Source organism: Alphaproteobacteria bacterium (assembly GCA_033344895.1).
GTDB lineage: Bacteria > Pseudomonadota > Alphaproteobacteria > UBA8366 > Aestuariispiraceae > Pacificispira.
The window spans coordinates 1,256,880-1,281,880 of sequence record JAWPMN010000001.1 but is presented as its reverse complement, the minus strand read 5'-3'; the positions used below and the strand labels follow the sequence as shown (position 1 = coordinate 1,281,880).

Annotated in this window: 26 protein-coding genes; 15 read left to right on the top strand and 11 right to left on the bottom strand. The window is 63.9% G+C overall.

Annotated elements, in window-relative coordinates; all coding sequences use genetic code 11:
• Window positions 1-21: 21 nt before the first annotated feature.
• Window positions 22-969, bottom strand: coding sequence for a zinc metalloprotease HtpX (htpX, locus tag R8L07_06265; protein MDW3205132.1), 948 nt, complete (start codon window positions 967-969; stop codon window positions 22-24).
• 263 nt (window positions 970-1,232) lie between these two features.
• Between htpX and R8L07_06260 the strand changes: the two genes are divergently transcribed.
• Window positions 1,233-1,505 (top strand): DUF1674 domain-containing protein, encoded by a 273-nt coding sequence (locus tag R8L07_06260; protein MDW3205131.1) that lies wholly within the window; start codon window positions 1,233-1,235, stop codon window positions 1,503-1,505.
• 4 nt (window positions 1,506-1,509) lie between these two features.
• Here R8L07_06260 and R8L07_06255 read toward each other — a convergent pair whose 3' ends face one another.
• Window positions 1,510-1,962 carry a GNAT family N-acetyltransferase gene (locus R8L07_06255; protein MDW3205130.1) on the bottom strand — a complete coding sequence of 151 codons (453 nt, stop codon included), beginning with the start codon at window positions 1,960-1,962 and terminating at the stop codon, window positions 1,510-1,512.
• On the bottom strand, window positions 1,955-2,623 hold the full coding sequence (locus tag R8L07_06250; GenBank protein MDW3205129.1) for a pyridoxamine 5'-phosphate oxidase family protein: 669 nt from the start codon (window positions 2,621-2,623) through the stop codon (window positions 1,955-1,957). The genes R8L07_06255 and R8L07_06250 overlap by 8 nt, the downstream gene beginning before the upstream one ends.
• Before the next feature lie 116 nt (window positions 2,624-2,739).
• Between R8L07_06250 and R8L07_06245 the strand changes: the two genes are divergently transcribed.
• Both R8L07_06245 and R8L07_06240 read left to right on the top strand, forming a co-directional pair.
• Window positions 2,740-4,233 carry a PLP-dependent aminotransferase family protein gene (locus tag R8L07_06245; GenBank protein ID MDW3205128.1) on the top strand — a complete coding sequence of 498 codons (1,494 nt, stop codon included), beginning with the start codon at window positions 2,740-2,742 and terminating at the stop codon, window positions 4,231-4,233.
• On the top strand, window positions 4,230-4,859 hold the full coding sequence (locus R8L07_06240) for a 3'-5' exonuclease (GenBank protein MDW3205127.1): 630 nt from the start codon (window positions 4,230-4,232) through the stop codon (window positions 4,857-4,859). The genes R8L07_06245 and R8L07_06240 overlap by 4 nt, the downstream gene beginning before the upstream one ends.
• 78 nt (window positions 4,860-4,937) lie before the next feature.
• Here R8L07_06240 and R8L07_06235 read toward each other — a convergent pair whose 3' ends face one another.
• Genes R8L07_06235 through petA form a run of 3 tightly spaced genes read right to left on the bottom strand, consistent with a single transcriptional unit; the run spans window position 4,938 to window position 7,731 of the window.
• Window positions 4,938-5,849, bottom strand: coding sequence for a cytochrome c1 (locus R8L07_06235; GenBank protein MDW3205126.1), 912 nt, complete (start codon window positions 5,847-5,849; stop codon window positions 4,938-4,940).
• Window positions 5,849-7,165 (bottom strand): cytochrome b N-terminal domain-containing protein, encoded by a 1,317-nt coding sequence (locus R8L07_06230; GenBank protein MDW3205125.1) that lies wholly within the window; start codon window positions 7,163-7,165, stop codon window positions 5,849-5,851. The genes R8L07_06235 and R8L07_06230 overlap by 1 nt, the downstream gene beginning before the upstream one ends.
• 14 nt (window positions 7,166-7,179) lie before the next feature.
• Window positions 7,180-7,731, bottom strand: a complete 552-nt coding sequence (gene petA / locus R8L07_06225) for a ubiquinol-cytochrome c reductase iron-sulfur subunit (protein ID MDW3205124.1) — start codon at window positions 7,729-7,731, stop codon at window positions 7,180-7,182.
• Between the two features lie 348 nt (window positions 7,732-8,079).
• Here petA and R8L07_06220 point away from each other — a divergent pair, with 348 nt between their 5' ends.
• Both R8L07_06220 and hemF read left to right on the top strand, forming a co-directional pair.
• Entirely contained in the window at window positions 8,080-8,544 is a 465-nt protein-coding gene (locus R8L07_06220; GenBank protein MDW3205123.1) for a tRNA (cytidine(34)-2'-O)-methyltransferase, read from the top strand.
• Between the two features lie 33 nt (window positions 8,545-8,577).
• Window positions 8,578-9,456 (top strand): oxygen-dependent coproporphyrinogen oxidase, encoded by an 879-nt coding sequence (gene hemF, locus R8L07_06215; protein MDW3205122.1) that lies wholly within the window; start codon window positions 8,578-8,580, stop codon window positions 9,454-9,456.
• 1 nt (window position 9,457) lies between these two features.
• On the opposite strand, the gene R8L07_06210 is transcribed toward hemF, so the two are convergent.
• Genes R8L07_06210 through R8L07_06200 form a run of 3 tightly spaced genes read right to left on the bottom strand, consistent with a single transcriptional unit; the run spans window position 9,458 to window position 11,702 of the window.
• The gene (locus tag R8L07_06210) at window positions 9,458-10,342 is read right to left on the bottom strand and encodes a hypothetical protein (GenBank protein ID MDW3205121.1); all 885 of its coding nucleotides are present in this window, start codon (window positions 10,340-10,342) and stop codon (window positions 9,458-9,460) included.
• The gene (locus tag R8L07_06205; GenBank protein ID MDW3205120.1) at window positions 10,339-11,220 is read right to left on the bottom strand and encodes a fructosamine kinase family protein; all 882 of its coding nucleotides are present in this window, start codon (window positions 11,218-11,220) and stop codon (window positions 10,339-10,341) included. The genes R8L07_06210 and R8L07_06205 overlap by 4 nt, the downstream gene beginning before the upstream one ends.
• A complete protein-coding gene (locus tag R8L07_06200) occupies window positions 11,217-11,702 on the bottom strand; it encodes a low molecular weight protein-tyrosine-phosphatase (protein MDW3205119.1) in 486 nt (161 codons plus the stop codon). The genes R8L07_06205 and R8L07_06200 overlap by 4 nt, the downstream gene beginning before the upstream one ends.
• Window positions 11,703-11,751: 49 nt before the next feature.
• On the opposite strand from R8L07_06200, the gene R8L07_06195 reads away from it, so the two are divergent.
• From R8L07_06195 to R8L07_06155, 9 genes are all read left to right on the top strand, one after another.
• Window positions 11,752-12,486 (top strand): NAD-dependent deacylase, encoded by a 735-nt coding sequence (locus R8L07_06195; GenBank protein ID MDW3205118.1) that lies wholly within the window; start codon window positions 11,752-11,754, stop codon window positions 12,484-12,486.
• A complete protein-coding gene (locus R8L07_06190) occupies window positions 12,483-13,067 on the top strand; it encodes a uracil-DNA glycosylase family protein (GenBank protein ID MDW3205117.1) in 585 nt (194 codons plus the stop codon). Before R8L07_06195 ends, R8L07_06190 begins: the two co-directional genes overlap by 4 nt.
• A 29-nt stretch (window positions 13,068-13,096) precedes the next feature.
• Window positions 13,097-14,011: a DMT family transporter gene (locus R8L07_06185; protein ID MDW3205116.1), complete on the top strand. Its 915-nt coding sequence runs from the start codon at window positions 13,097-13,099 to the stop codon at window positions 14,009-14,011.
• A 34-nt stretch (window positions 14,012-14,045) separates the two neighbouring features.
• Window positions 14,046-15,224 (top strand): 3-hydroxybenzoate 6-monooxygenase, encoded by a 1,179-nt coding sequence (locus R8L07_06180; GenBank protein ID MDW3205115.1) that lies wholly within the window; start codon window positions 14,046-14,048, stop codon window positions 15,222-15,224.
• Between the two features lie 98 nt (window positions 15,225-15,322).
• Window positions 15,323-17,302, top strand: a complete 1,980-nt coding sequence (locus R8L07_06175; GenBank protein ID MDW3205114.1) for a ferric reductase-like transmembrane domain-containing protein — start codon at window positions 15,323-15,325, stop codon at window positions 17,300-17,302.
• Window positions 17,303-17,446: 144 nt separating this feature from the next.
• Window positions 17,447-18,646, top strand: coding sequence for an aspartate aminotransferase family protein (locus R8L07_06170; GenBank protein ID MDW3205113.1), 1,200 nt, complete (start codon window positions 17,447-17,449; stop codon window positions 18,644-18,646).
• Window positions 18,636-19,544 (top strand): ornithine carbamoyltransferase, encoded by a 909-nt coding sequence (argF, locus tag R8L07_06165; GenBank protein MDW3205112.1) that lies wholly within the window; start codon window positions 18,636-18,638, stop codon window positions 19,542-19,544. Before R8L07_06170 ends, argF begins: the two co-directional genes overlap by 11 nt.
• 23 nt (window positions 19,545-19,567) lie before the next feature.
• Entirely contained in the window at window positions 19,568-20,524 is a 957-nt protein-coding gene (locus R8L07_06160; protein ID MDW3205111.1) for an Hsp33 family molecular chaperone HslO, read from the top strand.
• A gap of 86 nt (window positions 20,525-20,610) precedes the next feature.
• On the top strand, window positions 20,611-21,189 hold the full coding sequence (locus R8L07_06155; GenBank protein MDW3205110.1) for a hypothetical protein: 579 nt from the start codon (window positions 20,611-20,613) through the stop codon (window positions 21,187-21,189).
• A 36-nt stretch (window positions 21,190-21,225) separates the two neighbouring features.
• Here the strand turns inward: R8L07_06155 and R8L07_06150 are convergent, their stop codons facing one another.
• Both R8L07_06150 and glpK read right to left on the bottom strand, forming a co-directional pair.
• Window positions 21,226-22,101 (bottom strand): alpha/beta hydrolase, encoded by an 876-nt coding sequence (locus R8L07_06150; protein MDW3205109.1) that lies wholly within the window; start codon window positions 22,099-22,101, stop codon window positions 21,226-21,228.
• A 55-nt stretch (window positions 22,102-22,156) separates the two neighbouring features.
• On the bottom strand, window positions 22,157-23,653 hold the full coding sequence (gene glpK / locus R8L07_06145; GenBank protein MDW3205108.1) for a glycerol kinase GlpK: 1,497 nt from the start codon (window positions 23,651-23,653) through the stop codon (window positions 22,157-22,159).
• 148 nt (window positions 23,654-23,801) lie between these two features.
• Here glpK and R8L07_06140 point away from each other — a divergent pair, with 148 nt between their 5' ends.
• On the top strand, window positions 23,802-25,001 hold the full coding sequence (locus R8L07_06140) for an MFS transporter (protein ID MDW3205107.1): 1,200 nt from the start codon (window positions 23,802-23,804) through the stop codon (window positions 24,999-25,001).

The window sequence follows — 25,001 nt, the reverse complement described above, 5'->3', positions numbered from 1 at the left end:
GATCCGGCAACCTACCTCTGATCAACGGCCCCAGGGGCCGCGCGGCCTGGTGACCGGAATCCGGCTGGATCGGGTCGGCGACTGCACACGGGACCGGGTAGTTCGTCCGGCGACGCCCATCTCCTCTGCCTGTTTCACCAGGGCGGCGATGCGGTTCTCGGTCTTCGGGTGGGTTGTGAACAACCCGTCCATCTTGTTGGCGTGCAGCGGATTGATGATGAACATATGGGCCGTGGCCGGATTACGCTCTGCCGCCGCATAGTCGATTCGGGAGGCGCCCGCCTGCAGCTTGTCCAGTGCGGAGGCGAGCCAGAGCGGATTGCCGCAGATCTCTCCGCCCATCCGGTCGGCCGAATACTCACGCGTGCGGGAGATCGCCATCTGGACCAGCGCGGCCGCCAGGGGCCCCAGAAACATCACCAGGATCGCGCCCAACGCGCCGAAGGGGCTGCTTCGATTGTCATTGCCGCCGAACAGGCTGGCGAACATCGCCATGTTGGCGAGTGCCGAGATTGCGCCGGCTATAGTCGCCGTCACGGTCATGGTGAGGGTGTCGCGGTTCTTCACATGGGCCAGTTCGTGGGCCATGACGCCGGCCAGTTCTTCCGCCGACAGCATGCGCATCAGACCGGTTGTCGCCGCAACAGCCGCATTTTCGGGGTTCCGGCCGGTCGCAAAGGCGTTCGGCTGTTCGGTATCGATGATGTAGACCTTCGGCATCGGCAAGTCGGCGCGCTTTGCCAGTTCCGCGACGGTCTTGTACAGGCCCGGCGCGCTTTGGGCGTCGACCTGCCGCGCATTGTGCATGCGCAGGACGATCTTGTCCGCGTTCCAGAAGGCAATGATGTTGGATACGCCAGCGAAGGCGAGCGCGATCAGCATCATGGTCTGGCCGCCGATCAGATAGCCGCAAACCCCCAGAAGGCCGGTCATCGCGGCCATCAGCATCCCGGTGCGCAGCGTGTTCATCTTGGAAATCAGTCCTCTTCATGCCGGTCTCGCACAATCGCATAAGAAATGGGAATGCGGCCGGTCGGATCAAGATGGATCGACGCCTGCAGCCCGCCCGTCGCGCACGAGTTGGGGCGTTGCCTTGGGCAGCGGGCCTCACCGTCCCACAGTCAATATGCGACCAGCTACGACTGTGCTGCCGCCACCTCACCCGACCGCAATTCGAACCTGAGAGAGCCCGCAGGATTGTCGATACGGATTTTTCCACTATATCACCCTTCATGAGCAAACTGTCGAACCTGTTCAAGACCTCGAAGCCGAAGCCGCCGCGCCTGCCCAGTTCCGATGAACTGCCGGAAGGTGTGGAGCCGGAAGATCTGAAAGGCGTCGACGAACGGCGTCTGGCGGAACTGAAGGCGGAGGCCGCCGGTGAGCGGGCCCGCAAGGCGGCTGCTGAATCCGGCAAGGGCGAGAAGGAAATCGGCGGCCCCAAGGGGCTGGAGCCGACGCGCTACGGTGACTGGGAAAAGGCCGGTCGCTGTTTCGATTTCTGAAGCGTCAGTCCTTCACCATCATTTCGTAGAGATTGAGCAGGCTCTTTCCGCCCACCCGGTCATAAAGCGTGCGCGCGGCGTAATTGTGGTCCTGTGTCAGCCAGCGCATGACCTGCCAGCCGCGATCGCGGCAGATGTCGCGCAACGCATCGAAGACCTTCTCCCCGATGCGGCCGCCGCGCGCGTCGGGATCGATGAACAGATCGTCGAGAAAACCCATCTTCTGGCCATGCAGCGGACGCGGCATCTCCCGATAATGGGCAAGGCCGATGAGCGTGCCGTCCCGTTCCACGACCAGTCCTTCCAGGACCTCATCCGGGTCGATCAGCCAGTCGAAGGCAACGCGTCGTGACTCCCGGGTGCTCGTTACCTTGTAGAAATTGCAATATCCCAGATAGAGCGGGTCCCACGCCTCGTAATCTTCGGCCCGCACGGGACGGATGGTCAGGTCATTCATAAATCGGCTCCTTCAAATAGGGGGGGACCGGATGCGGGCGGTCCATTCTCGGGTCCGGCTCCGGCGGTCCCCAGACCTCCCGGCGCGGCAGCACACCTGCCCAGCAATCGACGGTGCCGTAATCCGCTTCATCGTCGGTCGGCGGGCCGCTGTTGATCTTGGCGACGGCGTCCTCGATTTCCATCGAGACCACGGTGGTCGCCTTCAGTTCCTGTTCGGTGTTGCCGCGGACTTCCTCCCACCGACCGGGGAACAGGCCGTCCATCATGACCTTCAGCGATGCTTCCTTGGCGTCGCGGTCTTCCAGCGCATGGGCGCGACCGTACAGCATGGCGGTGCGGTAGTTGGCGGAGTGATTGAACGGGGACCGCGCCATGACCCATCCATCGAAATGCGTGACGGTCACGCAGACCGGAATGCCGCCCTTCACCGCGCGCAGCATGCGGCTTGCCGATGAACCGTGCCAATAGAGCCGATCCCCCTGGCGCCAATGGATCGTCGGCGTCACATAGGGCTGACCGTCGATGGCATAGCCAACGTGGCAGAGCGGCGCGGAATCGACCACGGCAAAGACCGCGTCCTTGTCATATCGCGCCCGATCATGGGATCGGCGCACACGCGACCGGTCGGTCGGCGCAAAGGATTCGGCGGTATCGGGCATTCTGCGGAACTCCTGACGAAGGGCGGGCAGCGGTTGAGATGCCGTAAAAATGGCTTGTTCAAAAGGGCCGCTTCGGTCGAAGTTATGGTGCCACTTGATTTGAGGGATTCTGACCGATGCCCCGCCGCGTTGCCGATGGAACCGTACTGCCGCTGTCGCTGGATCGCGGGGCCGATGAGCCGATGCACCGCCAGCTGTACGACCAGCTGCGTGGGTTGATTCTGGACGGGCGTCTGAAGGCCGGCGCGCGACTGCCGTCCAGCCGCACCTTGTCGCGGGAACTGGATATCTCCCGCAACACGGTCACCACCGCCTTCGACCAGCTGTTCGCGGAGGGCTATCTGGTCGGCAAGATCGGCGCCGGGTCCTTCGTGTCCGACGAACTGCCGGAAGAAGCGTTGTCTCCCCGCCAGAGTGCGGTGATCCCGGGCGAAAGCCATCCGCGCCGGCAGGGGCTGTCCAAGCGCGGCGCGCGTCTGGCCGCCTTGCGCGGCAATCGGTCATCGCGCCAGACTCCGGCGTTCTCGCTGGGCCTGCCCGATCTCGACAGTTTCCCCTTCGATGTCTGGTCGCGCCTGATGACCAAGGCCTGGCGCCGCCCGCCGCGCGATCTGCTGGCACAGGCGGAGCCGGCAGGCTATCTGCCACTGCGCCGGGCCATCGTCGACTATCTGCGGACCGCGCGGGGTGTGCGCTGCGAAGCGGAGCAGGTGATCGTCGTCGCAGGCGTTCAGCAGGCGATTGGTCTGGCCTGCCATGTCCTGCTGGATGAGGGCGATGTCGCCCTGATGGAGGAGCCCGGCTATCCCGGCGTGCGCGGTGCCCTGCTGGGCGCGGGCATACGTACGGAAATGGCGCCGGTCGATGAGGAAGGGCTGGACATCGATGCCGGGGAGACCGCCGCCCCGGAGGCCCGGCTGGTCTGTGTCGCGCCGTCCCATCAGTACCCGCTGGGCGTGACCATGACGCTGGCCCGACGCCTGAAGCTTCTGGATTGGGCGCAGCGGCGTGACGGTTGGGTCCTGGAGGACGACTATGACAGCGAGTACCGCTATGCCGGGCGGCCGCTTTCGGCCCTGCAGGGGCTGGATCGCGATGGTCGCGTCGTCTATGCGGGCTCCTTCTCCAAGGTCATGTTTCCGTCGTTGCGGATCGGCTATCTGGTCGTGCCGGCGGATTTGGCGGAACCCTTCCGGCATGCGCGCGCGGCGTTGGACGACCATCCGTCCACCATTGCCCAGCCCGCCCTGGCGGCCTTCATTGAGGAGGGGCATTTCGCGGCCCATCTTCGGCGGATGCGGAAGCTCTATTCGGAACGGCGCACGGCCCTGGCGCAAGCGCTGGAAGCGCGGTTCGGGGATCGCATCGCCATCGCCCCGTCGGAGGCGGGCATGCATCTGCTGGCACGCCTCGCCCCGGACCTGGCCCCCGGTCTTTCCGATGGCGAGATTCAGACGCTGGCGGCCCGGCACGGGGTTACGGTGTCGGCACTCAGCGCCTATTATGCCGGCCCGACCGCGGACCGGGGTTTGCTGCTGGGTTATTCTGCGGTACCGATCGACAAGATGCCCGACGCCGTCGAACGGCTGGCCAATGCACTGGAACCATGAACGACAGTCCTGTCCCTTCCGTTGTCGATCCCGCCTTCGATCCGCTTGACCCGGCCCACCGGGGCGGAGAGATCGTGCTGTTCGATCTTGAGTTCACCGCCTGGGAAGGCAGTCTGGAGCGCGGCTGGTCCGAACCGTGGGAGCATCGCGAAATCATCCAGATCGGCGCCGTGCGGGTGCGGGACGATGCCAACCTGACGGAGCTCGGGCGGCTGCTGTGCTATGTCAGCCCTGTCCGCAATCCCGAACTGTCCGCCTATATCGTCGACCTGACCGGCATCGATCAGTCGACGATTGATCATGAAGGGTTCGATTTCCCGGAGGCGCTGGAGGTGTTTCTGGATTTTTGTGACGGCGCGCGAGCGGTCCTGTCCTATAGCGGCGATCCGGATGTGCTGGCCGAGAACTGCCGCCTGCACGGGATCGCTGCCCCCGACTGGCGGGGCTATGGCGAACTGGATGGCAGTCTGGCGCGGCGGGCGGGGCCGGAATTCGGTCAATCCACATCCTACCAGCTGCCGACCCTTGTGGGCCTTGAGATGACAGGGCGCGCCCATGACGCCATGGACGACTCGCAGGCAATCGCCGCAACGCTGCGGGTCCTGCGGCAACGCGGCACGATCTGATCTTTCGCCCATTCGGGCAAAGAAAAAGGCCCGCGCCTTGGCGCGGGCCTTGATCATTTTCGGTGAACCGGGCCGGGATCAGTGTTTGACGTTGGCCCAGGTCCGGCGTTTCACCGCGATCATCAGACCGGTGAACACGGCCAAGAACAGCATGACTGCAATGCCGGTTTCCTTCCGGGCTTCCAGGCTGGGCTCGGACGCCCAGGCCAGGAAGACGGAGACATCGTGGCCCATCTGTTCCGGCGTGGCCGGCGTGCCGTCCGCATACTCGACCGCATCTTCATAGAGCGGGTTCGGCATTGCGATGGCGCAGCCGGGGAACCACTTGTTGAAGTATGCGCCCGGCGGCAGAGACCAGGCATTCAGGTCGGCTTCCCACTCTTCCGTGGATTTCCCGGCCGGCTGCGGCTTGCACAGCTTCTTGTCTTCCAGGGTCGGATTCTCGACATAGCCGTTGCCCAGCAGCGCCGACACATAGGACGCACCGCTGGCGAATTCGCCGCCCTGAAGCATGTCCAGGAAATTCGCGCCGATCGACCCGAGACCATGGGCGCGCGCCTTGACGATCAGGGACAGATCCGGCGGGGCCTTCCCGCCATTGACCGCCGCCGCTTCCTGCACGTTGCGGTACGGATTCACAAAGCGGTCCTTGGGCTCACCCGGACGGGTGAACATGTCGCCGTCTTCGTTCGGACCGTCCTCGACCTCGAACTGCGCGGCGAAGGCCTTGATCTGATCTTCGCTGTAGCCGAGGGCCGAGAGTTCGCGATAGCGGATCAGGTCCAGGCCGTGGCATGAGGCGCAGACACCGAGATAGACCTGCAGGCCGCGCTGAGCCGCATCCCGGTCGAACTTGCCGAAGAAGCCGGTGAACTCGTAGTCGCCCTGCGGCGGGTGGGCCGCACTGGCAGCCGCCGCCTCCTGGCTGGCCGGGCCCGCGCCGAAGGCGACGAGGGCGGCCGTTGCGATGGAAAGACCGAGTTTACGCATTACGCCTTCTCCATTTTCGCGGCGGTGGCTCCGGCAATCTGGGCGCCGCCACCGGCTTTCAGCACCGGTTCCGAAATGCTGGCAGGCAGCGGTTTCGGGCGTTCGATCCAGCCGATCAGCGGGGTCAGGATCAGGAAGTGGAAGAAGTAGTACATCGTCGTGCCCTGGGCGATCGTGACATACGGTTCTTCCGCCGGCTTGCCGCCGACCCAGCCAAGGACGATGAAGTTGATCAGGAACAGGATCGTCGCCCACTTGTAGATCGGACGGTAGCGGCAGGACCGGACCTTGGACGTGTCCAGCCACGGCAGCAGCGCCAGGATGACCAGCGACCCGAACATGGCCAGCACGCCGGCCAGCTTGGCGGTCGCCCACCAGCCGAAGACGATCTCGTGCACCCACCAGCCGTCAACGAAGGACCGCAGGATCGCGTAGAACGGCAGGAAGTACCACTCCGGCACGATATGCGCCGGCGTCACCAGCGGGTCCGCCTCGATGTAGTTGTCCGGGTGACCCATGTAGTTCGGCGCGAAGAAGACGAAGAAGGCGAAGACCAGCAGGAAAACGGCCAAGCCCAGCGTGTCCTTAGCGGTAAAATACGGGTGGAACGGCACCGTGTCCTGCGGCCCGCGCGGCTCAATGCCGTCCGGGTTGTTCGACTTGGTCACATGCAGCGCCACGACATGCAGTGCGACCACGCCGACGATGACGAAGGGCAGCAGGTAGTGCAGTGCGAAGAAGCGGTTCAGCGTCGGATTGTCCACCGAGAACCCGCCCCACAGCAGCGTGACGATCTGGTCGCCGACCAGCGGAATGGCCGAGAACAGGTTGGTGATCACCGTCGCACCCCAGAAGCTCATCTGGCCCCAGGGCAGAACGTAGCCCATGAAGGCCGTGCCCATCATCAGGACAAGGATGATGACACCCAGGATCCACAGAAGCTCACGCGGGGCCTTGTAGGAGCCGTAATACATGCCGCGGAAAATGTGGATATAGACGACGATGAAGAACATCGACGCGCCGTTCATGTGGATGTAACGCAGCATCCAGCCATGATTGACGTCGCGCATCATGCGTTCGACGGAATCGAACGCCATGTCGACATGCGGCGTGTATTGCATCGCCAGGATGATGCCGGTGACGATCATCGTCACCAGAACAACCATGGCCAGGGCACCGAAGTTCCAGAAATAGTTCAGGTTCTTCGGCATCGGGAACACGCCGTATTCGGCATGCACGTAAGAGAACACCGGCAGTCGGGAATCAACCCAACGGATCACCGGATTCTTGAAGTTGGGGGCGGGATGATCGCTCATAGGGGAAGCCTCCGTTAACCGATCCGAACCGTCGTATCGGTCAGGAATTCATGCTCCGGCACGGGCAGGTTGGCCGGCGCCGGGCCCTTGCGGATACGCCCGGACGTGTCGTAGTGCGAACCGTGGCACGGGCAGAACCAGCCACCGAACTCGCCTTTGGTCTCACCTTCGGCGGTGCCGGTCGGAATGCAGCCCAGATGGGTGCAGACACCGACCAGAATCAGCCATTCCGGACGCTCGGCGCGCTCCGCATCCGATTCCGGATCGATCAGGCTCTGCGGGTCGACCGCCCGTGCCTCCTGGATCTCGGCTTCGGTCCGGTGCCGGATGAAAACCGGCTTGCCGCGCCAGAACACCTTGATGGCGGACCCGACATCGACCTGGCTCAGATCGACCTCGATCGAGGCGAGCGCCAGAACGTCCTTGGACGGGTTCATGCTGTTGATTAAGGGCCAGGCGAAAACGCCGGCGCCCACGGCACCGACCCCGACGGCCAGATAGTTCAGGAAATCCCGCCGGCCGGTGCCCTCATCGGCATCATGACCGGACTGTGTCGCTTCCGCCATTTCGAATCCCCTCGAAACTCGTAAAACCCTAGAAAAGCCGGGTTTCCCAGCTTTCCACGCTACCATAGAATCTTCGCCGGGAATATCGAGACCATTTGCGACAACCTGCCGCAAGACGTCACTATCGGGGCGTGTCTGCGAAGATGCCTTTGGAGTCCTCTCCCGTCAGCGCCCCCCGGCACCGCCGCACCGTATACTGCATTGTTGCGCGGAAGAAAAGGTCGCCGAAGCTGTTGCGAGTGGTTCTTAGTTGCGCGATTTCAACCATATGCACCGGTTGACAGGCCCGCTCGCGCCGGGGCTTATGCGCCTCTGTCGAAGGTTGGACTCCACGGATGCCCGTCAGTCATGCGTATCGCCCTCCACAATCCGGAAATTCCTCAGAACACGGGCGGCATTCTGCGCCTCTGCGCCTGCTTCGGCGTGCCGCTTGAAATCATCGAGCCCTGCGGCTTTCAGATGACGGATGCAAAATTGAAGCGGGCCGGGATGGATTATATCGCCAAGGCGCATATGACGGTTCATCCGGACTGGGAAAGTTTTCGCGCGGCATGCCCCGGGCGGCTGCTGCTGGCCACGACGAAGGCGAGCGAGTCGATCTACGATTTTGCCTTCGACGCGGAGGATATCCTGGTCTTCGGCTCCGAAAGCAGCGGCGCGCCGGAGCATGTTCACGCGGCGGCCGATTGCCGGATCCGTATTCCGATGCGCCCGAACATCCGCTCCTTCAATCTGGCCGTCAGCGCCGGGATCATCCTGTCCGAGGCATTGCGCCAGACCGGCGGACTTCCCAGTCCGGGCGGCGATGTGTAAGCCTCGCGATCTCAATTCAGGAAAAGGCAAGCCATGACCGACAGTCTGGATGACAAGAAGACGAAAGCCTCGGACTGGTTCGCGACGCTGCGCGATCGGATCTGTGCGGAATTCGAGACACTGGAAACCGAGTTGGGCGACGGCATGCCGCATGCGGAGCTTGAACCGGGCCGCTTCGAACGAAAGACTTGGCAGCGCCCGGACGATGGCGGCGGGCATGGCGGCGGCGGCACCATGGCGGTGATGCGTGGCGGGCGTGTCTTCGAGAAGGTCGGCGTCAACATCTCGAAGGTCGAAGGCACCTTCTCCGAACAGTTCCGGAAGGAAATTCCCGGCGCGGAGGAAAGCGGCGGCGCCTTCTGGGCCAGCGGCGTTTCCCTGGTCGCGCATATGCGCAGTCCCAAGGTCCCGGCGATCCACATGAACACCCGGATGATCGTCACGTCGAAGAACTGGTTCGGCGGCGGTACCGATCTGAACCCGATGGTCGAGGTGCCGCAGGACACCGCGGATTTTCATGCCGCGCTGAAGCGGACATGCGACGCCCATGCCTGTGCCGACTATCCGCGCTACAAGGAATGGTGCGATGAATATTTCTTCATCAAGCACCGCAATCAGGCGCGTGGCGTCGGGGGGATATTCTTCGACTATCTGGACAGCGGCGACTGGGAGGACGACTTCGCCTTCGTGCGCGGGGTCGGTGAATGTTTCCTGGACATTTACCCGACCCTGGTCCGGCGTCATCTCGGTGAGAGCTGGACTGCGGAAGACCGCGAATGGCAACTTCAGAAGCGCGGCCTCTATGCCGAATTCAATCTCGTCTACGACCGCGGCACCCGTTTCGGCCTGATGACCGGCGGCAATCCCGAAGCCGTGCTGATGTCTTTGCCGCCTGAGGCGAAATGGCCCTAGGCTAACTTCCCGCCGCGGGCAGATTGTCCGCGATGAAGTTCAGGATGCGGTCTGCCTGGGTGCGGCGAAAGCATTCCTTGAACACGGTCCCATGGGTGTATTTTCCGCTGCATTCGATGCCGTCGATCGTCACCCCCGTCAGGGCGACATAGGTGACGCCGGGGCGACCGGCCAGCCAGGTCATGGCCCGGACCGGCTCGTACCGGTCCTGCTCGAAGCCGAAGATCAGGGCGTTCAGGCGTTCCGCCTCGGCGATGAAGGCGGCCTGCCTGTCGCGTTCCTTCTGCCAGACGTCGATCCGGCGACCATGGAAACCGGCGAAGGCCGGCGCGAAGGCAATCAGCCCGGCATAGGGCGCGTGACCGTTGCGCTGCACCAGCAATCCGGCCCAGCCGCCGGCGGACTGTCCCATGACGAAGATGCGCTCCGGAGGGATGCCGCTATCGGCGATGTGGTGCAGCAGGTGTTCCAGCTCCTCTGCGCGGCGCACCACTTTTGGCACGCCGTCACCGTCCGGCTGATTGAAGCCGCCGACCTTGGTCCGCGTGCAGAAGGCGAACAGGGCAATGCGGTAACCGTTGACCTGTTTCCCGGCGAGGTCCGTTGCGGTGCGCGGGATGTTGATGCCGGGACGGCTGGTATCACAGGGATCGGGCTTCGGCTCGGACGTGGATCCATTGAGATAGACGATCAGGACGTGGGCTGACGGGTCGTCCAGGGCGAAGGGGGCCGCCCGGGTGACGCCCGGCGGCGCGTAGCCCATGAACCGGCTGCCCGACCCCATTTCCGGCGGTCGGTCCGGCGCAACCAGGAACCCGATAAGGACCAGCGCGGCTGTCAGGCCGTAGGCCAGTTCGCGCCGGATCCATCTTTCGCGTCGTGTCATCCCAGATACCGTATCAGGATTTCGTCCGTCCGCATGCCGTAGCCGCCCCCGAAAAACCAGGCATGGGCCAGCAGCGGTTCCAGATGATAAAGCCCGCGACGCTCCTCGAAGAAGAGGGGATCGATGGGCCGCCGTTCACGATAGCGGGAGAAGAAGGCGTCGCCGACCCCGCCGAACAAGGTCAGGAAGGCGAGCTCGATTTCCGGGTCGGCGAAGTAGCAGGCCGGATCGATCAGGGCAGCGACCCGGCGGTCCTTGAACAGGATGTTGCCGATCCAAAGGTCGCCGTGGATCAGCGAGGCCGCGCCGTGTTCCGGAATCCAGCGATCCAGCCGGCTGCACAATGTCTCCAATCGGCCAAGGCAGCCCTCCGGCAGCCGGCCCGCCTGATGCGCCAATCGGCCCAGAAACATCAGCCGGCGGTCGCGCAGAAAGGGGATCCACCTATCAGACCAGTCATTCGGGCGCTGTAGCGGTCCGATCGGCGTCGGTCGGTCGAACCCATATCGAGACACGGTCACGGAATGCAGGTCGGCGACGATGTCGGCGAGATCTTCCTGTTGCGTCGAGGTCGCGACCCCGTCGTCGCAGGGGATGTAATCCATGATCAGTAGATCGCGGTCGGCGTGGTGGACCGCCGGAACCGGGACCTTCCCGGCGGCGCGCAGCCGGTCCAGCATGAAGGCCTCATCCTTCAGCGTGGCCTGTGGCAGGTCGGTCGGCTGTGGCCGGGGAGCCATGGTCTTGATTGCAAAGGCCCGGCCGTTCTGCGTCACGATGCGGGTGCAATCGGCGATATTGCCGCCGGACAGCGGCCGGCTCTGCGCGATGGTGGTGCCGAGTATGCGCTCCAGCCGACGTCGCAGTGCGGGGGTCACGCGCCGCCTTTCAGCCGCTCCAGCCAGCCGCGGCATCCCGCTTCGATCAGATCCAGGGAATATTCGTAATCCTCTGCGCCGCCATAATAGGGGTCCGGCACGTCGCCGCGTCCGACCTCCGGTGCGGGATCAAGGAACAGGACGATTTCCGCCGTGGCGTCGGCCGGGCGATGGCGGGTCAGATGGGCGATATGGCCCTCGTCCATCGCCAGCATCCAGTCGAACTCGTAGTAGTCTTCGCGCCGCAGCGGACGGGCGCGCAGTTCCGTGAGGTCGTAACCTCGCGCCTTGGCCGCCGCCAGGGCCGGATTGCTGGGTGGGTCGCCGGCATGCCAGTCGGTGGTCCCCGCGCTGTCGATTTCGATCCGATCCGACAGGCCGGCTGCCGCCGCCATGTGTCGCAGGACACCCTCCGCGGAAGGCGATCGACAGATGTTGCCCGTGCACACCATCAACAGCCGTGCCGCTCGCGATTTTGTCATGATCTGGCCTCTCGAACTATGCGGAGACTCTGGGTAGCATGACCGCATCATGTCGGAAAGCAGTCCTGAAGCCTTCTCCATTGTCGTATTGACCGGTGCCGGGATTTCCAAGGAGTCCGGTCTGTCCACCTTTCGCGATGCAGATGGCATCTGGGCGACGGTGAATATCGACGATGTTGCCACGCCGGAAGCCTACGCGCGGGACCCGGAACGGGTTCATGCCTTTTACAATGATCGCCGACGCGGCCTGACCGATCCGGCGATCCGGCCGAATGCCGCCCATGAAGCGCTGGCACGGTTGGAGAGGGAATGGCCCGGCGACGTGCTGATCGTTACGCAGAACATCGACGACCTTCACGAACGCGCGGGCAGCATGAACCTGATCCACATGCACGGTGAATTGCTGAAGGCCCGCTGCGAGCGTTGCGGAACGGTATGTTCCTGGACCCTGGACATGACGGTGCAGACCGCCTGCCCGTCCTGCGGACGGAAAGGGGCGATGCGGCCCCATGTCGTCTGGTTCGGTGAGATGCCCTTCATGATGGAGGCGATCGATTCCGCCCTTCAGGAATGCGGTCTGTTCCTGTCCATCGGTACGTCGGGCAATGTCTATCCCGCTGCGGGCTTCGTGCAGATTGTCCGCCAGGCCGGGCAGGCGCAGACCGTTGAAATCAATCTGGAGCCGTCGGAAGGGGCGACCCTTTTCCACGATACGGTCTATGGACCGGCAACCGAAATGGTGCCTCAGATCGTTGACCAGATTTTGAGGTATGGCGGCGGATGAGTCTCGAGCCGCTTCTGAAAGAGGTCCGTTCCTGCACGATCTGCACCGCGCATCTGCCCCTCGGTCCCCGACCCATCGTGCGAATGAAGCCGTCGGCACGGCTGTTGATCATCGGTCAGGCACCGGGCACCAAGGTGCATGAAAGTGGTATCCCCTGGAACGACCCTTCGGGCGACCGCCTGCGGGATTGGCTTCAGGTTGATCGGGACCGGTTTTACGATGAGGCGCGTATCGCCATAATGCCCATGGGATTCTGCTATCCGGGCCGCAATCCGAAGGGAGGCGACAACCCGCCCCGGCCCGAATGCGCCCCGGCCTGGCACGACAGGCTGATGGCCCATTTGCCTGGGATCGAACTGACCCTGCTGATCGGCCAATACGCCCAGAAGCGGTATCTTGGCGATGCGGCGGGGCGAACGATGACCGAGAGCGTGCGCGACTTCCGGACCCATTTGACGGCGGGTTTCCTGCCGCTGCCGCACCCGTCCTGGCGCACCAATGCCTGGCAGCGGAAAAACACCTGGTTTGATGAAGAAGTACTGCCGGAGTTGCGGTCCAGGGTTCGGATGATTATCGACTGAAAGGTCCTTTCACGAACCGGGATGGCACGATGACCGACCGCACGGTGCCCGCCGCCGCCACGCCCTTGATGCCCGCGCTCGCAATTCTGCTCAGCTCCGTTCTGTGGGGGCTGTACTGGATTCCGATGCGCCAGATGGAGGCGGAGGGCATCGAGAAGGCGTGGCCGTCGCTGGTTCTCAACGGCGCGGTTCTGGGCCTGCTTCTGCCGATTGCGGTGTGGCGCTGGCGCAGGCTGCTGGTCGGCACCGGGGGCATGGCGGTCAGCGGGTTGCTGATGGGACTGGCGCTCAGCCTCTACGGCATCAGCCTAAACCTGACCGAAGTCGTGCGCGCGATCCTGCTGTTCTACCTGTCACCGGCATGGAGCACGGCCATCGGCCTGATCTGGCTGGGAGAACGTATGACGGCCCGGCGCGCAGGGGCGCTGCTGTTCGGTTTTGCCGGCCTGATGGTCGTCCTGGAGGCGGATAGCGGCCTGCCGCTGCCGGAGACGCTGGGGGACTGGATGGCCATCGCGGCAGGCATGGCCTGGTCCGTCGGGTCGACGCGGATATTCGTCGGCCGGAAAGTCCCGACTTTCGAGCTGTCCTTTGCCTTTGTCACCGGCACCGTGCTGACCAGCGCATTGCTGATCGCGCTGATTCCGGCTTCGCAAATCGGCCACTATCCTGGGATGGACAGGATCCTGGGGGTGGATGTCGGTTTTGCGCTGCTGGCCATAGCCCTGCTGATCCCGATCTATGTCCTGACCATCTGGGGTGCGAAGCGGCTGCCGCCGGCGACGGTCGGTATCCTGTTGCTGGGTGAGATCGTCGTCGCGGTCATTTCCGCGGCGCTGTTGCTGCCGGAGGAACCGTTCGGCCTGCGCCAGGGAATCGGTGCTGTGCTGATAACCGCCGCCGGCATTATGGAGGTCTTGCCGAGGCGTCGGGCGAAGGCATAATCCTGCCCGGTAAACGCGAAAGGGGAGGGTAGAAATGGCGGCACAGGACGCCCCCATACTGATCGTCGGCGGCGGCATCGGTGGCCTGGCGACGGCTCGGGCGCTGGCTCTGAAGGGGCGGCGGGTCCATGTGCTGGAACAGGGGCGCGCCTTCGGCGAGATCGGGGCGGGCATCCAGTTGAGCCCCAACGTCTTTCGCATGTTCGAACGATTGGGGATCGAGGATGCGATCCGCGCCGACGCCGTCTTCGTCGACGACATCCGTTTCATGGATAGCCTGACCGGCGAGCGGGTGATGCAGGTTCCGCTGAAACAGCCCTTCGAGGCGCGGTTCGGCAAACCCTATGCCGTCACCCATCGCGGCGATCTGCACACGACCCTGCTGAAATCCTGTCAGGAACTGGACGACCTCGTCGTTCTTGAAACCGAGGCCAAGGTCACGGGGTATTCCGACCAGGGCGACCGGGTTACCCTTCGGCTGGCCGATGGGACCACGCGCGAGGGCCGGGCCCTGATCGGCGCGGATGGCCTGTGGTCCAGGGTGCGTGCTCAGATGTTGAATGACGGCCCGCCCCGGGTGTCGGGCCACATCGCCTATCGGGCGGTGCTGCCCTATGACCAGGTGCCGGAGAATGTGCGCTGGGATTCCGCCAGCCTCTGGGCCGGGCCGAAAACCCATCTGGTGCATTACCCGCTGCGCCGGAAGGAACTGTTCAACATGGTCGCGGTTTTTCACAGTGACCGTTACGTCGAAGGCTGGGATCTGTCCGGCGACCGGGACGAGTTGATGCAGCGGTTCGAAGGCGTCGATCCGCGCCCCGCCAGCCTTCTGTCGCGTATCACCGACTGGCGGTATTGGGTCCTGTGCGATCGCGAACCGATCCGCGAGTGGTTCCAGGGCAATGTCGCCCTGTTGGGCGATGCCGCGCATCCGATGTTGCAGTACTTCGCGCAGGGCGCCTGCATGGCGACAGAGGATGCGGTCTGTCTTTCGGATGCGCTTGAACAGGCCGGCGACGACTTCCCCAGGGCCTTCGAGGCCTATCGTGATGCCCGCTATCTGCGCACGGCACGGGTCCAACTGATGGCCCGGCTGCTGGGCGAGATCTACCACGCCGCCGATGTTCGTGCCGACCTGCGGAATCACGTACTGGGCATGCGCACGCCGGAACAGTCCTATGAAGGGCTGGCCTGGCTCTACGACGGTCCGTAGCTACCGGACCGCATGCGCTTCGCCTGCCGCATGGATTAAAGACCCCAATCCCCGAAACGCGGGCTATAGTGTCGTCGGGGACGATTTGGGGGAATACCATGACCGGCGAAATCACGTCCGAGGACCGTGTGTTCCTCGACACGATGCGTCAGCGCTTCAATGAAATCGCCGGGGCGGATGCCTCGATCGATCTGGGCGAGTTGGGAGCCGCTCTGGGCCTGCGTGATCCCTATTACGCCAAGCGCCTGTTTGCGATGGTGGACCGCGACGGCAGCGGTCGCATTGATACGGCGGAATTCGTCGTCTTCGCGGAGCGGATCGTCCAGGGAACGGATGAAGACCGGCTGCGTTTTGCCTTTGACCTGCACGATCCGGATGACAGCGGTGAGATCGACTGGGACGAGTTGCATCGCATCCTGACGGCCAGCCTAGCCCAACACGGCGCCAGCCTGCCGGACGTCGCCGTGAACGGTTTGACGGACGCGCTGTTCCGGCGCGCCGACGCGGATGGAGATGGCGGGATCGACTTCGTGGAGTTTCAGGGCGTGCTGGACGCCTATCCGAAGTTGAAGGCGCAAATGTCGCGTTCGGCGACCGCCCTGCTGATGCCGCCTCCACCCCGCCCGAAACGTGGGCCCAGTCTCGGCGATCGGCTGCGTATTCTGGGGCAGAGGATTGCCAGCAACCGCGCGGCGTCTACCTTGCTGCTGCTCTATTTTGTCGCCAATATCGCCCTGTTCGCCAATGCCATTGTCACCTATGCCGAGGCCGGGGCCAATATATACGTCCAGTTGGCGCGCGGCGGCGGGGCGTGTCTGAATTTTAATGGTGCCCTGATCCTGATTCCGATGCTGCGCCACCTGCTGACACGGGTTCGGCATTCGGTGCTGGGCGAGATCGTGCCGGTCGATCACGCCATCGCCTTCCATAAACTGGTCGGCCACGTGATGATGGGCTTTGCCGGTCTGCACACCGCGGCGCATCTGGCGAACTACGCGACCCTTGAAGGCGGTATTCCCGCCCATCTGTTCGGCACCTCGGCGGGGCTGACGGGCATGGTCCTGATGATCGCTTTTCTGGTCATGTGGATTTGCGCGCTGGATTGGATTCGGCGCAGCGGTCGGTTCGAGCTCTTCTATTTCACCCATATGCTCTATCTGGTGTGGTTCGTGCTGGCCGTGATGCACGGGCCGGTCTTCTGGATCTGGGCGGGCATACCAATTCTGGGCTATGTCGCGGAACGGCTGATCCGTTTCCGCCACACGCGCCGGGCCTTCCCGGTCAGCGCGGCGGAACCGTTGCCGTCCTCGGTGACGCGGTTGGAGGTGCAGTTGCCCGATGGCTACACCTACCAGCCCGGTGATTATGTCTTTGTGAGGTATCCGCCGATTTCCAGGCGCGAATGGCACCCGTTCACGGTCACGACCTGCCCGGAGGAAAACGGCATTCTGTCGGTGCATGTTCGGGGACTGGGAAACTGGACGCGGAAACTTCACAGCCATGCCAAGGAACAACCCGCGGTATTGGGCGAGGCGTTCATCGACGGTCCTTACGGGACGCCCAGCACGCATATCTTCAAATCTGAAGTCGCGGTGCTGATCGGTGCCGGGATCGGTGTCACGCCCTTTGCGGCGATCCTGAAATCCGTTTTTCGTCGGCGGGCTGCGGGGGATGCCGGGCTTGGCCTGAAGAAGGTGCATTTCGTCTGGATGAACCGGGATCAATATGCCTTCGAGTGGTTCTCGGACATGATCTCCGGGCTGGAGGCGGAAGATCCAGATGGAAAGCTGCTGGATGCACAGGTCTATCTGACCGGCGTGAAGCTGGATGTGACTTCCGCTACGCTGGATATGGCCATGGATGTCTATCACAGCGAGATCGGTCGCGACCTGTTCACCGGTCTGCGCAATCGCACCAATCTGGACCGACCGGACTGGCGGGCGATCTTCCGGCAGGTTGCCGAAGAGAACCCCGGCAGACAGGTCGACGTCTATTTCTGCGGTCCGGCCCCGCTGGCGAAAATCCTGGCTGCGACCGCCGCCGATTTCCGCTTCGGCTTCCATAAGGAAAATTTCTAGACCGTCCCAACCGGACGGATTTCCCAGATTGTTGACTTACGGCGCGGGGGCCTGCAATTTCCCGCGTTCCCGGCGCGGGATCAGGGCGGTAACCGATCGCCCGACGCGTTTCAGGGCTTTTCAGGAAAGAGCGAGAACGAGGAGATGTCTGAGTCCCAATCCGCAGTGATGAACACCTATGCCCGGTCGCCGATTGCGATGGACCGGGGTGAAGGCGTCTATCTGTGGGATACGGACGGGCGACGATATCTCGACTTCTATGCCGGGATCGCCGTGAACGCGCTGGGCCATGCCCATCCGCATCTGGTCAAGGCCCTGACCGAACAGGCCGGGAAGCTCTGGCACACGACGAACCTCTACACCATTCCGGACGGCGAGAGGCTGGCCAGGCGGCTGACCGAAACATCCTTCGCCGACCGCGTCTTCTTCTGCAATTCCGGCGTCGAGGCGCTGGAAGGGCTGATCAAGCTGGCCCGGCGCTATCACGCGGTCGACGGTCATCCGGAGAAGTTCCGGGTGGTCACGGTCGAAGGCGCCTTCCATGGTCGGTCTCTGGCGACCATCGCGGCGGCGAACAACAAGAAATACATGGACGGATTCGGCCCTGCGGTCGAAGGCTTCGACAATGTGCCTTTCGGCAATATGAACGCCCTGCGCGACGCCATCGGCCCGGAAACCGCCGCGATCCTGATCGAACCGATCCAGGGCGAGGGCGGCATTCGCCCCGGCGCGTTGCAGTATCTGCGCGATCTGCGCGCCGCGGCGGACGAGTTCGGCATCCTGCTGATTCTGGACGAGGTCCAGTCAGGCAACGGCCGGACCGGCAAGATGTGGGCCCATGAATGGGCCGGGATCGAACCGGATGCCATCGCCACGGCCAAGGGCATCGGCGGCGGCTTCCCGATGGGGGCCATCCTGTCCACGGAAAAGGCGGCGCGAGGGTTGACGCCCGGTACCCATGGCACGACCTTCGGCGGCAACCCACTTGCCATGGCGGTCGGCAATGCCGTGATGGATGTGATCCTGGCACCGGGCTTCCTGGACGGGGTTGAGAAGGTGGGGTCCCATCTTTGGGACCGTCTGGACGACCTGGTCGCCAAACACCCGAAGGTCTTCGCCGGGCATCGCGGGGCCGGGCTGATGCAGGGGCTGGTCTGCACGAAGGACGTCACCAACCTGAAATTCATCGACGCGCTGCGGGACGCGGGTCTGCTGACCGTCGGCGCGGGCGAGAATGTCATCCGCCTGCTGCCGCCGCTGATTGTTGAGGAATCTCATATCGACGAGGCCGTTGCGATCCTGGACAAGACGGCATCGGAATGGAGTTTGTCCGATGGCGCCTAAGCACTTCCTGGATCTCGACAAGTTCGACGAAGCAACCCTGCGCACCATGCTGGATTACGGGAACGCCCATCGCGGCGCCCCGGCCGATGCGCCGAAACCGCTGGCCGGCAAGGCACTGGCCTGCATTTTTGAGAAGCCCTCGACCCGCACACGCATCAGCTTCGACGTCGGCATGAAGCAGCTGGGCGGCCATGTCGTCGTGATGACTCCGGCGGAAACGCAGCTGGGCCGCGGCGAGACCATCGCCGACACGGCGCGTGTCCTGTCCCGCTATGTCGACGCGATCATGATCCGTACGACGGAAGAAGAGAAGCTGCTGGAACTGGCGGAGCATGCAAGTGTTCCGGTCATCAACGGTCTGACCGACCGCACCCATCCCTGCCAGCTGATGGCGGATGTGATGACCTATGAACAGCATCGCGGTTCGATCCGGGGGAAGACGGTCGCCTGGGCCGGTGACGGCAACAACATGGCGACCAGCTGGATCCATGCTGCGGCACGCTTCAAGTTCAAGCTGCGCATTGCTTGCCCGGAAGAACTGCAGCCGCCGCGCGACGTTCTGGACTGGGCCGTCGCCGAAGGATGCGATCTGGAAATCATGCACAATGCCGGACATGCGGTGGAGGGCGCGGATTGCGTCGTCACCGATGTCTGGGTGTCGATGGGCGACAAGGACGCGCCTGTCCGACACAATCTGCTGCAGCCGTTCCAGGTTGACGAGGCACTTATGGCAAAAGCGAAAGACGATGCCATATTCATGCACTGCCTGCCCGCCCATCGCGGCGAGGAGGTGACCGCCGGCGTCATCGACGGACCGCAATCCGTGGTCTGGGACGAGGCCGAGAACCGAATGCACGCACAGAAGGGCATCCTTCTGTGGTGCCTCGGCGGAAACTAGAACCGAAGAACCGGAGCGCCGCCATGGCCGACGAAATCCGCATCCCCACACCGGGCGACGCGGCGAACGAACACGTGACCGACGATGTCGTTCAGCCTTTCATGATCGACGCGACCGGCCTGCATGGCCGCATGGTCAAGCTGGGCCCGTCCGTCGATGCGATCCTGAAGCGTCACGGCTATCCCGATGCCGTGCAGCAACTCCTGGCGGAGATGCTCGCGCTCGGGGCCGGACTGGCGGCGGCGCTCAAGTTCGACGGGATTTTCACGCTCCAGACCAAGGGGGATGGTCCCGTGCCGATGCTGGTGGCGGATGTCACCAGCGACGGTGTGTTGCGCGGCTATGCCCAGGTCAAGGGCGAGGTGCCGCCCCTGCATGAGGTCGTCCAGGCGCCGGTGCCGAAACTGCTGGGCAAAGGGTATCTGGCCTTCACCGTCGACCAGGGCCAGCATATGGAACGCTATCAGGGGATCGTCGAACTGGAAGGCGCAACGGTCGAGGAGTGCGTTCATCGCTACTTCGCCCAGTCCGATCAGTTCGCGTCCTCCGTCAAGCTGGCCGCCGGCCACCGCCCCGACGGGTCGGTGGGCGCTGCCGCGCTGCTGGTGCAGCGGCTTCCGGAGGAAGGTGGGGACCAGTCCATCGGCCATGCCGGCGAGGATGACTGGCGGCGTGCCTGCATGCTGATGGAGACTGCGACTGCGGAGGAAATGCTCGATCCCGCCCTGCTGCCGAACGACCTTCTCTATCGCCTGTTCCATGAAGACGGCGTCCGGGTCTTCGAGCCCCGCCCGATCGTCGAGAAATGCCGCTGTTCGCGTGACCGCATCGAGACCGTGCTGTCGTCGATGGAGCGCGAGGCGCTGGAAGACCTGAAGCTGGAGGACGGCACGCTGGAAGTCGTCTGCGAGTTCTGTTCGCGCAAGGAGGTCTTCACCGACGCACAACTGGATCAGGCACGCGCCCAAAAGTCGCCGTAATCGCGGGGCAGCCTGCACCGTTGAAACGGTTCGCGAAGCCGTTTACGCCTATGTCGATCCAATCCACCGTCTATGGAGACGTGTCCATGTTGCGCCGAACGTTCCTCTTGACGTCGCTGGGGGCATTGGCTGCCTGCGAAACGCCGATTGCCGTGCCGCGCTATGCCGATATCACCTTCCGCCATCGTCCAAAGATCAATCTGGATGTCGCGAAAGTGACGGTCGTGGAAGCCTATCAGGGGCCGGGCGCGCTGCCGAATGTCGAGCATGAATTTCCGATACCGCCACAGCGCATGGCGCGGAACTGGGCCCGTGACCGCTTGAATGCGGTCGGCAGCAGCGGGGAACTGGTGTTCACCATTCGCGAAGCGCCGGTCATCGAAGTCCCGCTGGAGAAGAAGGAAGGCCTGAGCGGCCTTGTCACCGTGGACCAGGCGGAGCGCTACGACGCCAAGCTGGTGGTGGAGATGCGCGCCGACAATCCCGCAAGCGGAACCCAGGCCAATGCCGTGACCTCCGTCGAGCGGAAACGTACCGTTCCGGAGGATGTTACGATCAATGAGCGGGAAGGCATCTGGTACAAGATGACGGAGGACATGGCGGCCGATCTGGACCGCCAGCTCCAGGATTCCCTGCATCAGTATTTCGGGGCATTCCTGCGCTAGGGCATCGCTTTCAGGCGCGACGCCACGGGTGTCGCGTCAGCGCCGGCTGGGCCGGTCGAGAAAATCCCGAATGCGGTCGTAGACCGGCGCCCGATCCCGCATCGGCTTGCTGATCGACAGCAGGGCGCCCGCATGGGCAATATCCGGATAGATGTGCAGTTCATGGGGCACGCCCGCCGCCTCCAGGGCCGAGGCAAGGGCCCGCGAATTCTTCGGATAGACCGTCGTGTCATCGGCACCGTGCAGGATCAGCATCGGCGGGGAGCTGCCATCGACGAAATTCAGCGGCTGGGTGTTCGGGTCGTCGAAATGTCCGTCAAATGCTGCGCGCGTCACGCGGTATTCTTCTGCCTTGAACTTGTAGGGGCCGGAAATGGCGATCACGCCGGCGATGGCGTCCGGCGGCACGCCGACGGCCTGCAGTCGCCGGTCGTCCAGCGCCACCATGACAGCATTGTAGGCACCGGCGGAATGACCGGCCAGGAAGATCCGGTCCGGATCACCACCGTAATCGGCCGCATGGGACCGTGCCCAGGCGATGGCGGCCGCATTGTCTTCCAGAAATCCCGGAAATCGCACCTGCGGCACCAGCCGATAGTCCGCGACCACGACCACCGCGCCCAGCTTCGCCAGCGCGCGTCCGGCAAAGGAATAGCGCGATTTTTCGCCGTCCTGCCAGGACCCGCCATAAATGAAGACGATCACCGGGCGCGGTTCGTCCGATTGATCCTCGGGCAGGTAAACGTCCAGTTTCTGACGGGGGTCGTCCCCGAAGGAGAGGTTCCGTTCCGCCAGCCGGCTGCCGTCGTCATAGGGAATGATCGCGTTGTAAAGCCCCAGTGGAGAGCAGCCGCCCAGTGTGACGGCCGCGATCAGGGCGCAGACGAAGCGGGTTTCAGTCAGTTTGAACACGGGGAAAGGTCTTTCGCGCTTGATCCGAAATGCCTTCTTTGTACGCAGCCCGTGTTCAGGTGGATGACAGTGTCCGTCGGACGGCGTCGCGCCAGCCTGCCAGTTTCCGCTGCCGGACATCGTCCGGCATGGCCGGTGTAAAGGTCCGGTCCAGGCGCCAGCTTTCCGCGAACCCATCGGCATCGGGCCAGACCCCGGCCTTCAGTCCAGCCAGCCAGGCAGCGCCCAGGGCCGTGGTTTCCAGAACCTGCGGCCGGTCGACCGGCGCGTCCAGCAGGTCCGCCAGCTGCTGCATGGCGGTGTCGCTGGCTGTCATGCCGCCATCGACGCGCAGCACGGTTTCCGCTTCGCCTCCGCCGGGCCAGTCCTTGTGCATCGCTTCCAGCAGATCGGCGGTCTGGTAGGCGACGGATTCCAGGGTCGCCCAGGCCAGTTCGGCGGCGCCGGTCGCGCGGGTCAGGCCGAACAGGGCGCCACGGGCCTCCGCGTCCCAATGCGGTGCGCCGAGACCGGTAAAGGCGGGAACCATATAGACCGTCTGATTGGGATCGGCCCGACGCGCCAGCGCGCCGATATCCTTGGCATTCTCGATCAGGCCCAGCCCGTCGCGCAGCCATTGTACCGCCGCCCCGGCGACGAAGATCGACCCCTCCAGGGCATAGATCGGTTTGCCGTTCAGGCGATAGGCAACGGTCGTCAGCAGTCGGTTCTCCGACTTGCAGGCGGTCTCCCCCGTATTCAACAGGGCGAAACAGCCGGTGCCGTAGGTCGATTTGATGGCGCCGGGTTTGAAACAGGCCTGGCCGATCGTCGCGGCCTGCTGGTCGCCGGCAACGCCCAGGATCGGGACGGCCGCCCCCAGGATGTCCGGCAACGTGGTGCCGTAATCATCGGCGCAGTCCCGAACCTCCGGCAACATCGCCCGGGGAACGCCGAACAGGTCCAGCAGATCGTCGTCCCAATCCTGTTTCGTGATGTCGAACAGCATGGTGCGGGACGCGTTGGTCGCGTCGGTCGCGTGAACCTTTCCGCCGGTCAGGCGCCAGATCAGCCACGTATCCACCGTGCCGAAGGCCAGTTTTCCGTCGGCTGCGGCCTGCCGCGCGCCCTCGACCTGATCCAGGATCCAGGCCGCCTTTGTGGCTGAAAAGTACGGGTCCAGCAGCAGGCCCGTCTTTTCGGTCACTCCGGGTTCCGCGCCCTGTTCACGCAGCGCCGCGCAGCGTTCGGCGGTTCGCCGGTCCTGCCAGACGATGGCGCGGTGCAGCGGCTTGCCGGTCTCCCGATCCCAGACCAGGGTTGTTTCGCGCTGATTGGTAACCCCGATCCCCGCCAGATCCGCTGCCTGCAGTTTGGCGTCCTTCAAGGCCTGCCGCATGGTCTCGACGGTGGTCCGGTAAAGGTCCTCCGCTTCATGTTCGACATGCCCCGAAGACGGAAAGTACTGATCGAATTCCTGCTGACCGGACCCGATGACGTGATACCGGTCATCGAAAATCAGCGTGCGTGTCGAGGTGGTGCCCTGGTCCAGAGCCATGATCGGCGCGCCCATGAGTATGCTCCCTGTTTTCGCGCCCTGTGCGGGCGACACATTCTTCTAGGATAGGGATGCGACGATGCGTCGGACCCGTCAAGCGGCGTTGACCGGCCCGGCTACCTAACCGTTGACCGGGATGCGGGCGCGGGGCACTAAGAACGCCATGAACGCCCGGGCCGATCCACGCATCTGGTGCCTTGCCGTTGCCGAGACTCTGGTCTGGGCCGGGTTCTATTACTTCTTTCCGGCCATGCTGTTGCGCTGGGAAGTCGCCTTCGGCTGGTCCAAGACCGAAATCACCCTGGCGGCGACGCTGGCACTGCTGACATCCGCCCTTGTCGCGCCCAGGGTCGGCGGACTGATCGACCGCGGACACGGGCGGGTGGTGCTGACCGGCTCGGCGATACTGGGTGGCGTCATGCTGTGCCTCCTGACCCTGGTCGAAAGTCAGGCCATGTTCATTGTGGTCTGGCTCGGGCTCGGCATCGCCATGGGGGGCTGCCTGTACGAGCCATGTTTTGCCTTTCTGACCCATCGGCGCGGCTTCGAAGCCAAGTCGGCGATTACATTGATCACTCTGGTGGCTGGGTTTGCCGGCACCGTTTCCTTCCCGCTGGCCAATGGCATCGCCGCTGCCGCGGATTGGCAGACCGCGTCGGCGACCTTTGCGGCACTGACCATACTGGTCGCCGCGCCACTGTTCTGGTTCGGTGGTCGACGGCTGCCGCAGGATCCGGAACCGACCTTTGCGGCAACCGATGGGCCTGGGCGCAATGTCGTCCGGCGACAGATGCGGCGCCCCGCCTTCTGGCTGCTGGCCATCGGTTTCGCCACGATCGCCCTGAATCACGGCATGGTGGTCAATCATCTGCTGCCGCTGCTGGATGAGCGCGGTGTGCCCGCGGCCATGGCGGTGCTGGCGGTCTCCCTGATCGGCCCGATGCAGGTCGTCGGCCGGGTGGTCATGATCGCGACGGAGCGTCGCCTCGGCATGGTGACGATCTGTGGCGTGACCTTCGTGATGATGGCTGTCGCAGGCGGTGTCCTGGGCGTGGCGGCCGGGCTACCCTTGCTGGTCTATGCCTTCGTTGCCCTGCAAGGATCCGGCTATGGGGTCACCAGCATCACCCGTCCGGTCGTGACGGCTGAGCTGCTGGGCCGAAACGGGTTCGGGGCCGTATCCGGCGCCTTGGCACTGCCGTTTGTCGCTGCGACGGCGCTGTCTCCCAGCGTCGGCAGCCTGTTCTGGGCGTGGGGCGGCTATGACCTGGTGATCGCCGCCATGGTGGCGACAGTGTTTTTCGGTTTCCTATGTTTTGTCGGGGCGGTAAGGCTGGCCCGACGAACCCCAATCGAGGAATGA

What these genes read in the sequence shown, in the direction of transcription:
- htpX (MDW3205132.1), bottom strand. Translation starts at nt 969, where the DNA reads ATGAACACGCTGCGCACCGGGATGCTGATGGCCGCGATGACCGGCCTT.
- R8L07_06260 (MDW3205131.1), top strand. Translation starts at nt 1,233, where the DNA reads ATGAGCAAACTGTCGAACCTGTTCAAGACCTCGAAGCCGAAGCCGCCG.
- R8L07_06255 (MDW3205130.1), bottom strand. Translation starts at nt 1,962, where the DNA reads ATGAATGACCTGACCATCCGTCCCGTGCGGGCCGAAGATTACGAGGCG.
- R8L07_06250 (MDW3205129.1), bottom strand. Translation starts at nt 2,623, where the DNA reads ATGCCCGATACCGCCGAATCCTTTGCGCCGACCGACCGGTCGCGTGTG.
- R8L07_06245 (MDW3205128.1), top strand. Translation starts at nt 2,740, where the DNA reads ATGCCCCGCCGCGTTGCCGATGGAACCGTACTGCCGCTGTCGCTGGAT.
- R8L07_06240 (MDW3205127.1), top strand. Translation starts at nt 4,230, where the DNA reads ATGAACGACAGTCCTGTCCCTTCCGTTGTCGATCCCGCCTTCGATCCG.
- R8L07_06235 (MDW3205126.1), bottom strand. Translation starts at nt 5,849, where the DNA reads ATGCGTAAACTCGGTCTTTCCATCGCAACGGCCGCCCTCGTCGCCTTC.
- R8L07_06230 (MDW3205125.1), bottom strand. Translation starts at nt 7,165, where the DNA reads ATGAGCGATCATCCCGCCCCCAACTTCAAGAATCCGGTGATCCGTTGG.
- petA (MDW3205124.1), bottom strand. Translation starts at nt 7,731, where the DNA reads ATGGCGGAAGCGACACAGTCCGGTCATGATGCCGATGAGGGCACCGGC.
- R8L07_06220 (MDW3205123.1), top strand. Translation starts at nt 8,080, where the DNA reads ATGCGTATCGCCCTCCACAATCCGGAAATTCCTCAGAACACGGGCGGC.
- hemF (MDW3205122.1), top strand. Translation starts at nt 8,578, where the DNA reads ATGACCGACAGTCTGGATGACAAGAAGACGAAAGCCTCGGACTGGTTC.
- R8L07_06210 (MDW3205121.1), bottom strand. Translation starts at nt 10,342, where the DNA reads ATGACACGACGCGAAAGATGGATCCGGCGCGAACTGGCCTACGGCCTG.
- R8L07_06200 (MDW3205119.1), bottom strand. Translation starts at nt 11,702, where the DNA reads ATGACAAAATCGCGAGCGGCACGGCTGTTGATGGTGTGCACGGGCAAC.
- R8L07_06195 (MDW3205118.1), top strand. Translation starts at nt 11,752, where the DNA reads ATGTCGGAAAGCAGTCCTGAAGCCTTCTCCATTGTCGTATTGACCGGT.
- R8L07_06190 (MDW3205117.1), top strand. Translation starts at nt 12,483, where the DNA reads ATGAGTCTCGAGCCGCTTCTGAAAGAGGTCCGTTCCTGCACGATCTGC.
- R8L07_06185 (MDW3205116.1), top strand. Translation starts at nt 13,097, where the DNA reads ATGACCGACCGCACGGTGCCCGCCGCCGCCACGCCCTTGATGCCCGCG.
- R8L07_06180 (MDW3205115.1), top strand. Translation starts at nt 14,046, where the DNA reads ATGGCGGCACAGGACGCCCCCATACTGATCGTCGGCGGCGGCATCGGT.
- R8L07_06175 (MDW3205114.1), top strand. Translation starts at nt 15,323, where the DNA reads ATGACCGGCGAAATCACGTCCGAGGACCGTGTGTTCCTCGACACGATG.
- R8L07_06170 (MDW3205113.1), top strand. Translation starts at nt 17,447, where the DNA reads ATGTCTGAGTCCCAATCCGCAGTGATGAACACCTATGCCCGGTCGCCG.
- argF (MDW3205112.1), top strand. Translation starts at nt 18,636, where the DNA reads ATGGCGCCTAAGCACTTCCTGGATCTCGACAAGTTCGACGAAGCAACC.
- R8L07_06160 (MDW3205111.1), top strand. Translation starts at nt 19,568, where the DNA reads ATGGCCGACGAAATCCGCATCCCCACACCGGGCGACGCGGCGAACGAA.
- R8L07_06155 (MDW3205110.1), top strand. Translation starts at nt 20,611, where the DNA reads ATGTTGCGCCGAACGTTCCTCTTGACGTCGCTGGGGGCATTGGCTGCC.
- glpK (MDW3205108.1), bottom strand. Translation starts at nt 23,653, where the DNA reads ATGGGCGCGCCGATCATGGCTCTGGACCAGGGCACCACCTCGACACGC.
- R8L07_06140 (MDW3205107.1), top strand. Translation starts at nt 23,802, where the DNA reads ATGAACGCCCGGGCCGATCCACGCATCTGGTGCCTTGCCGTTGCCGAG.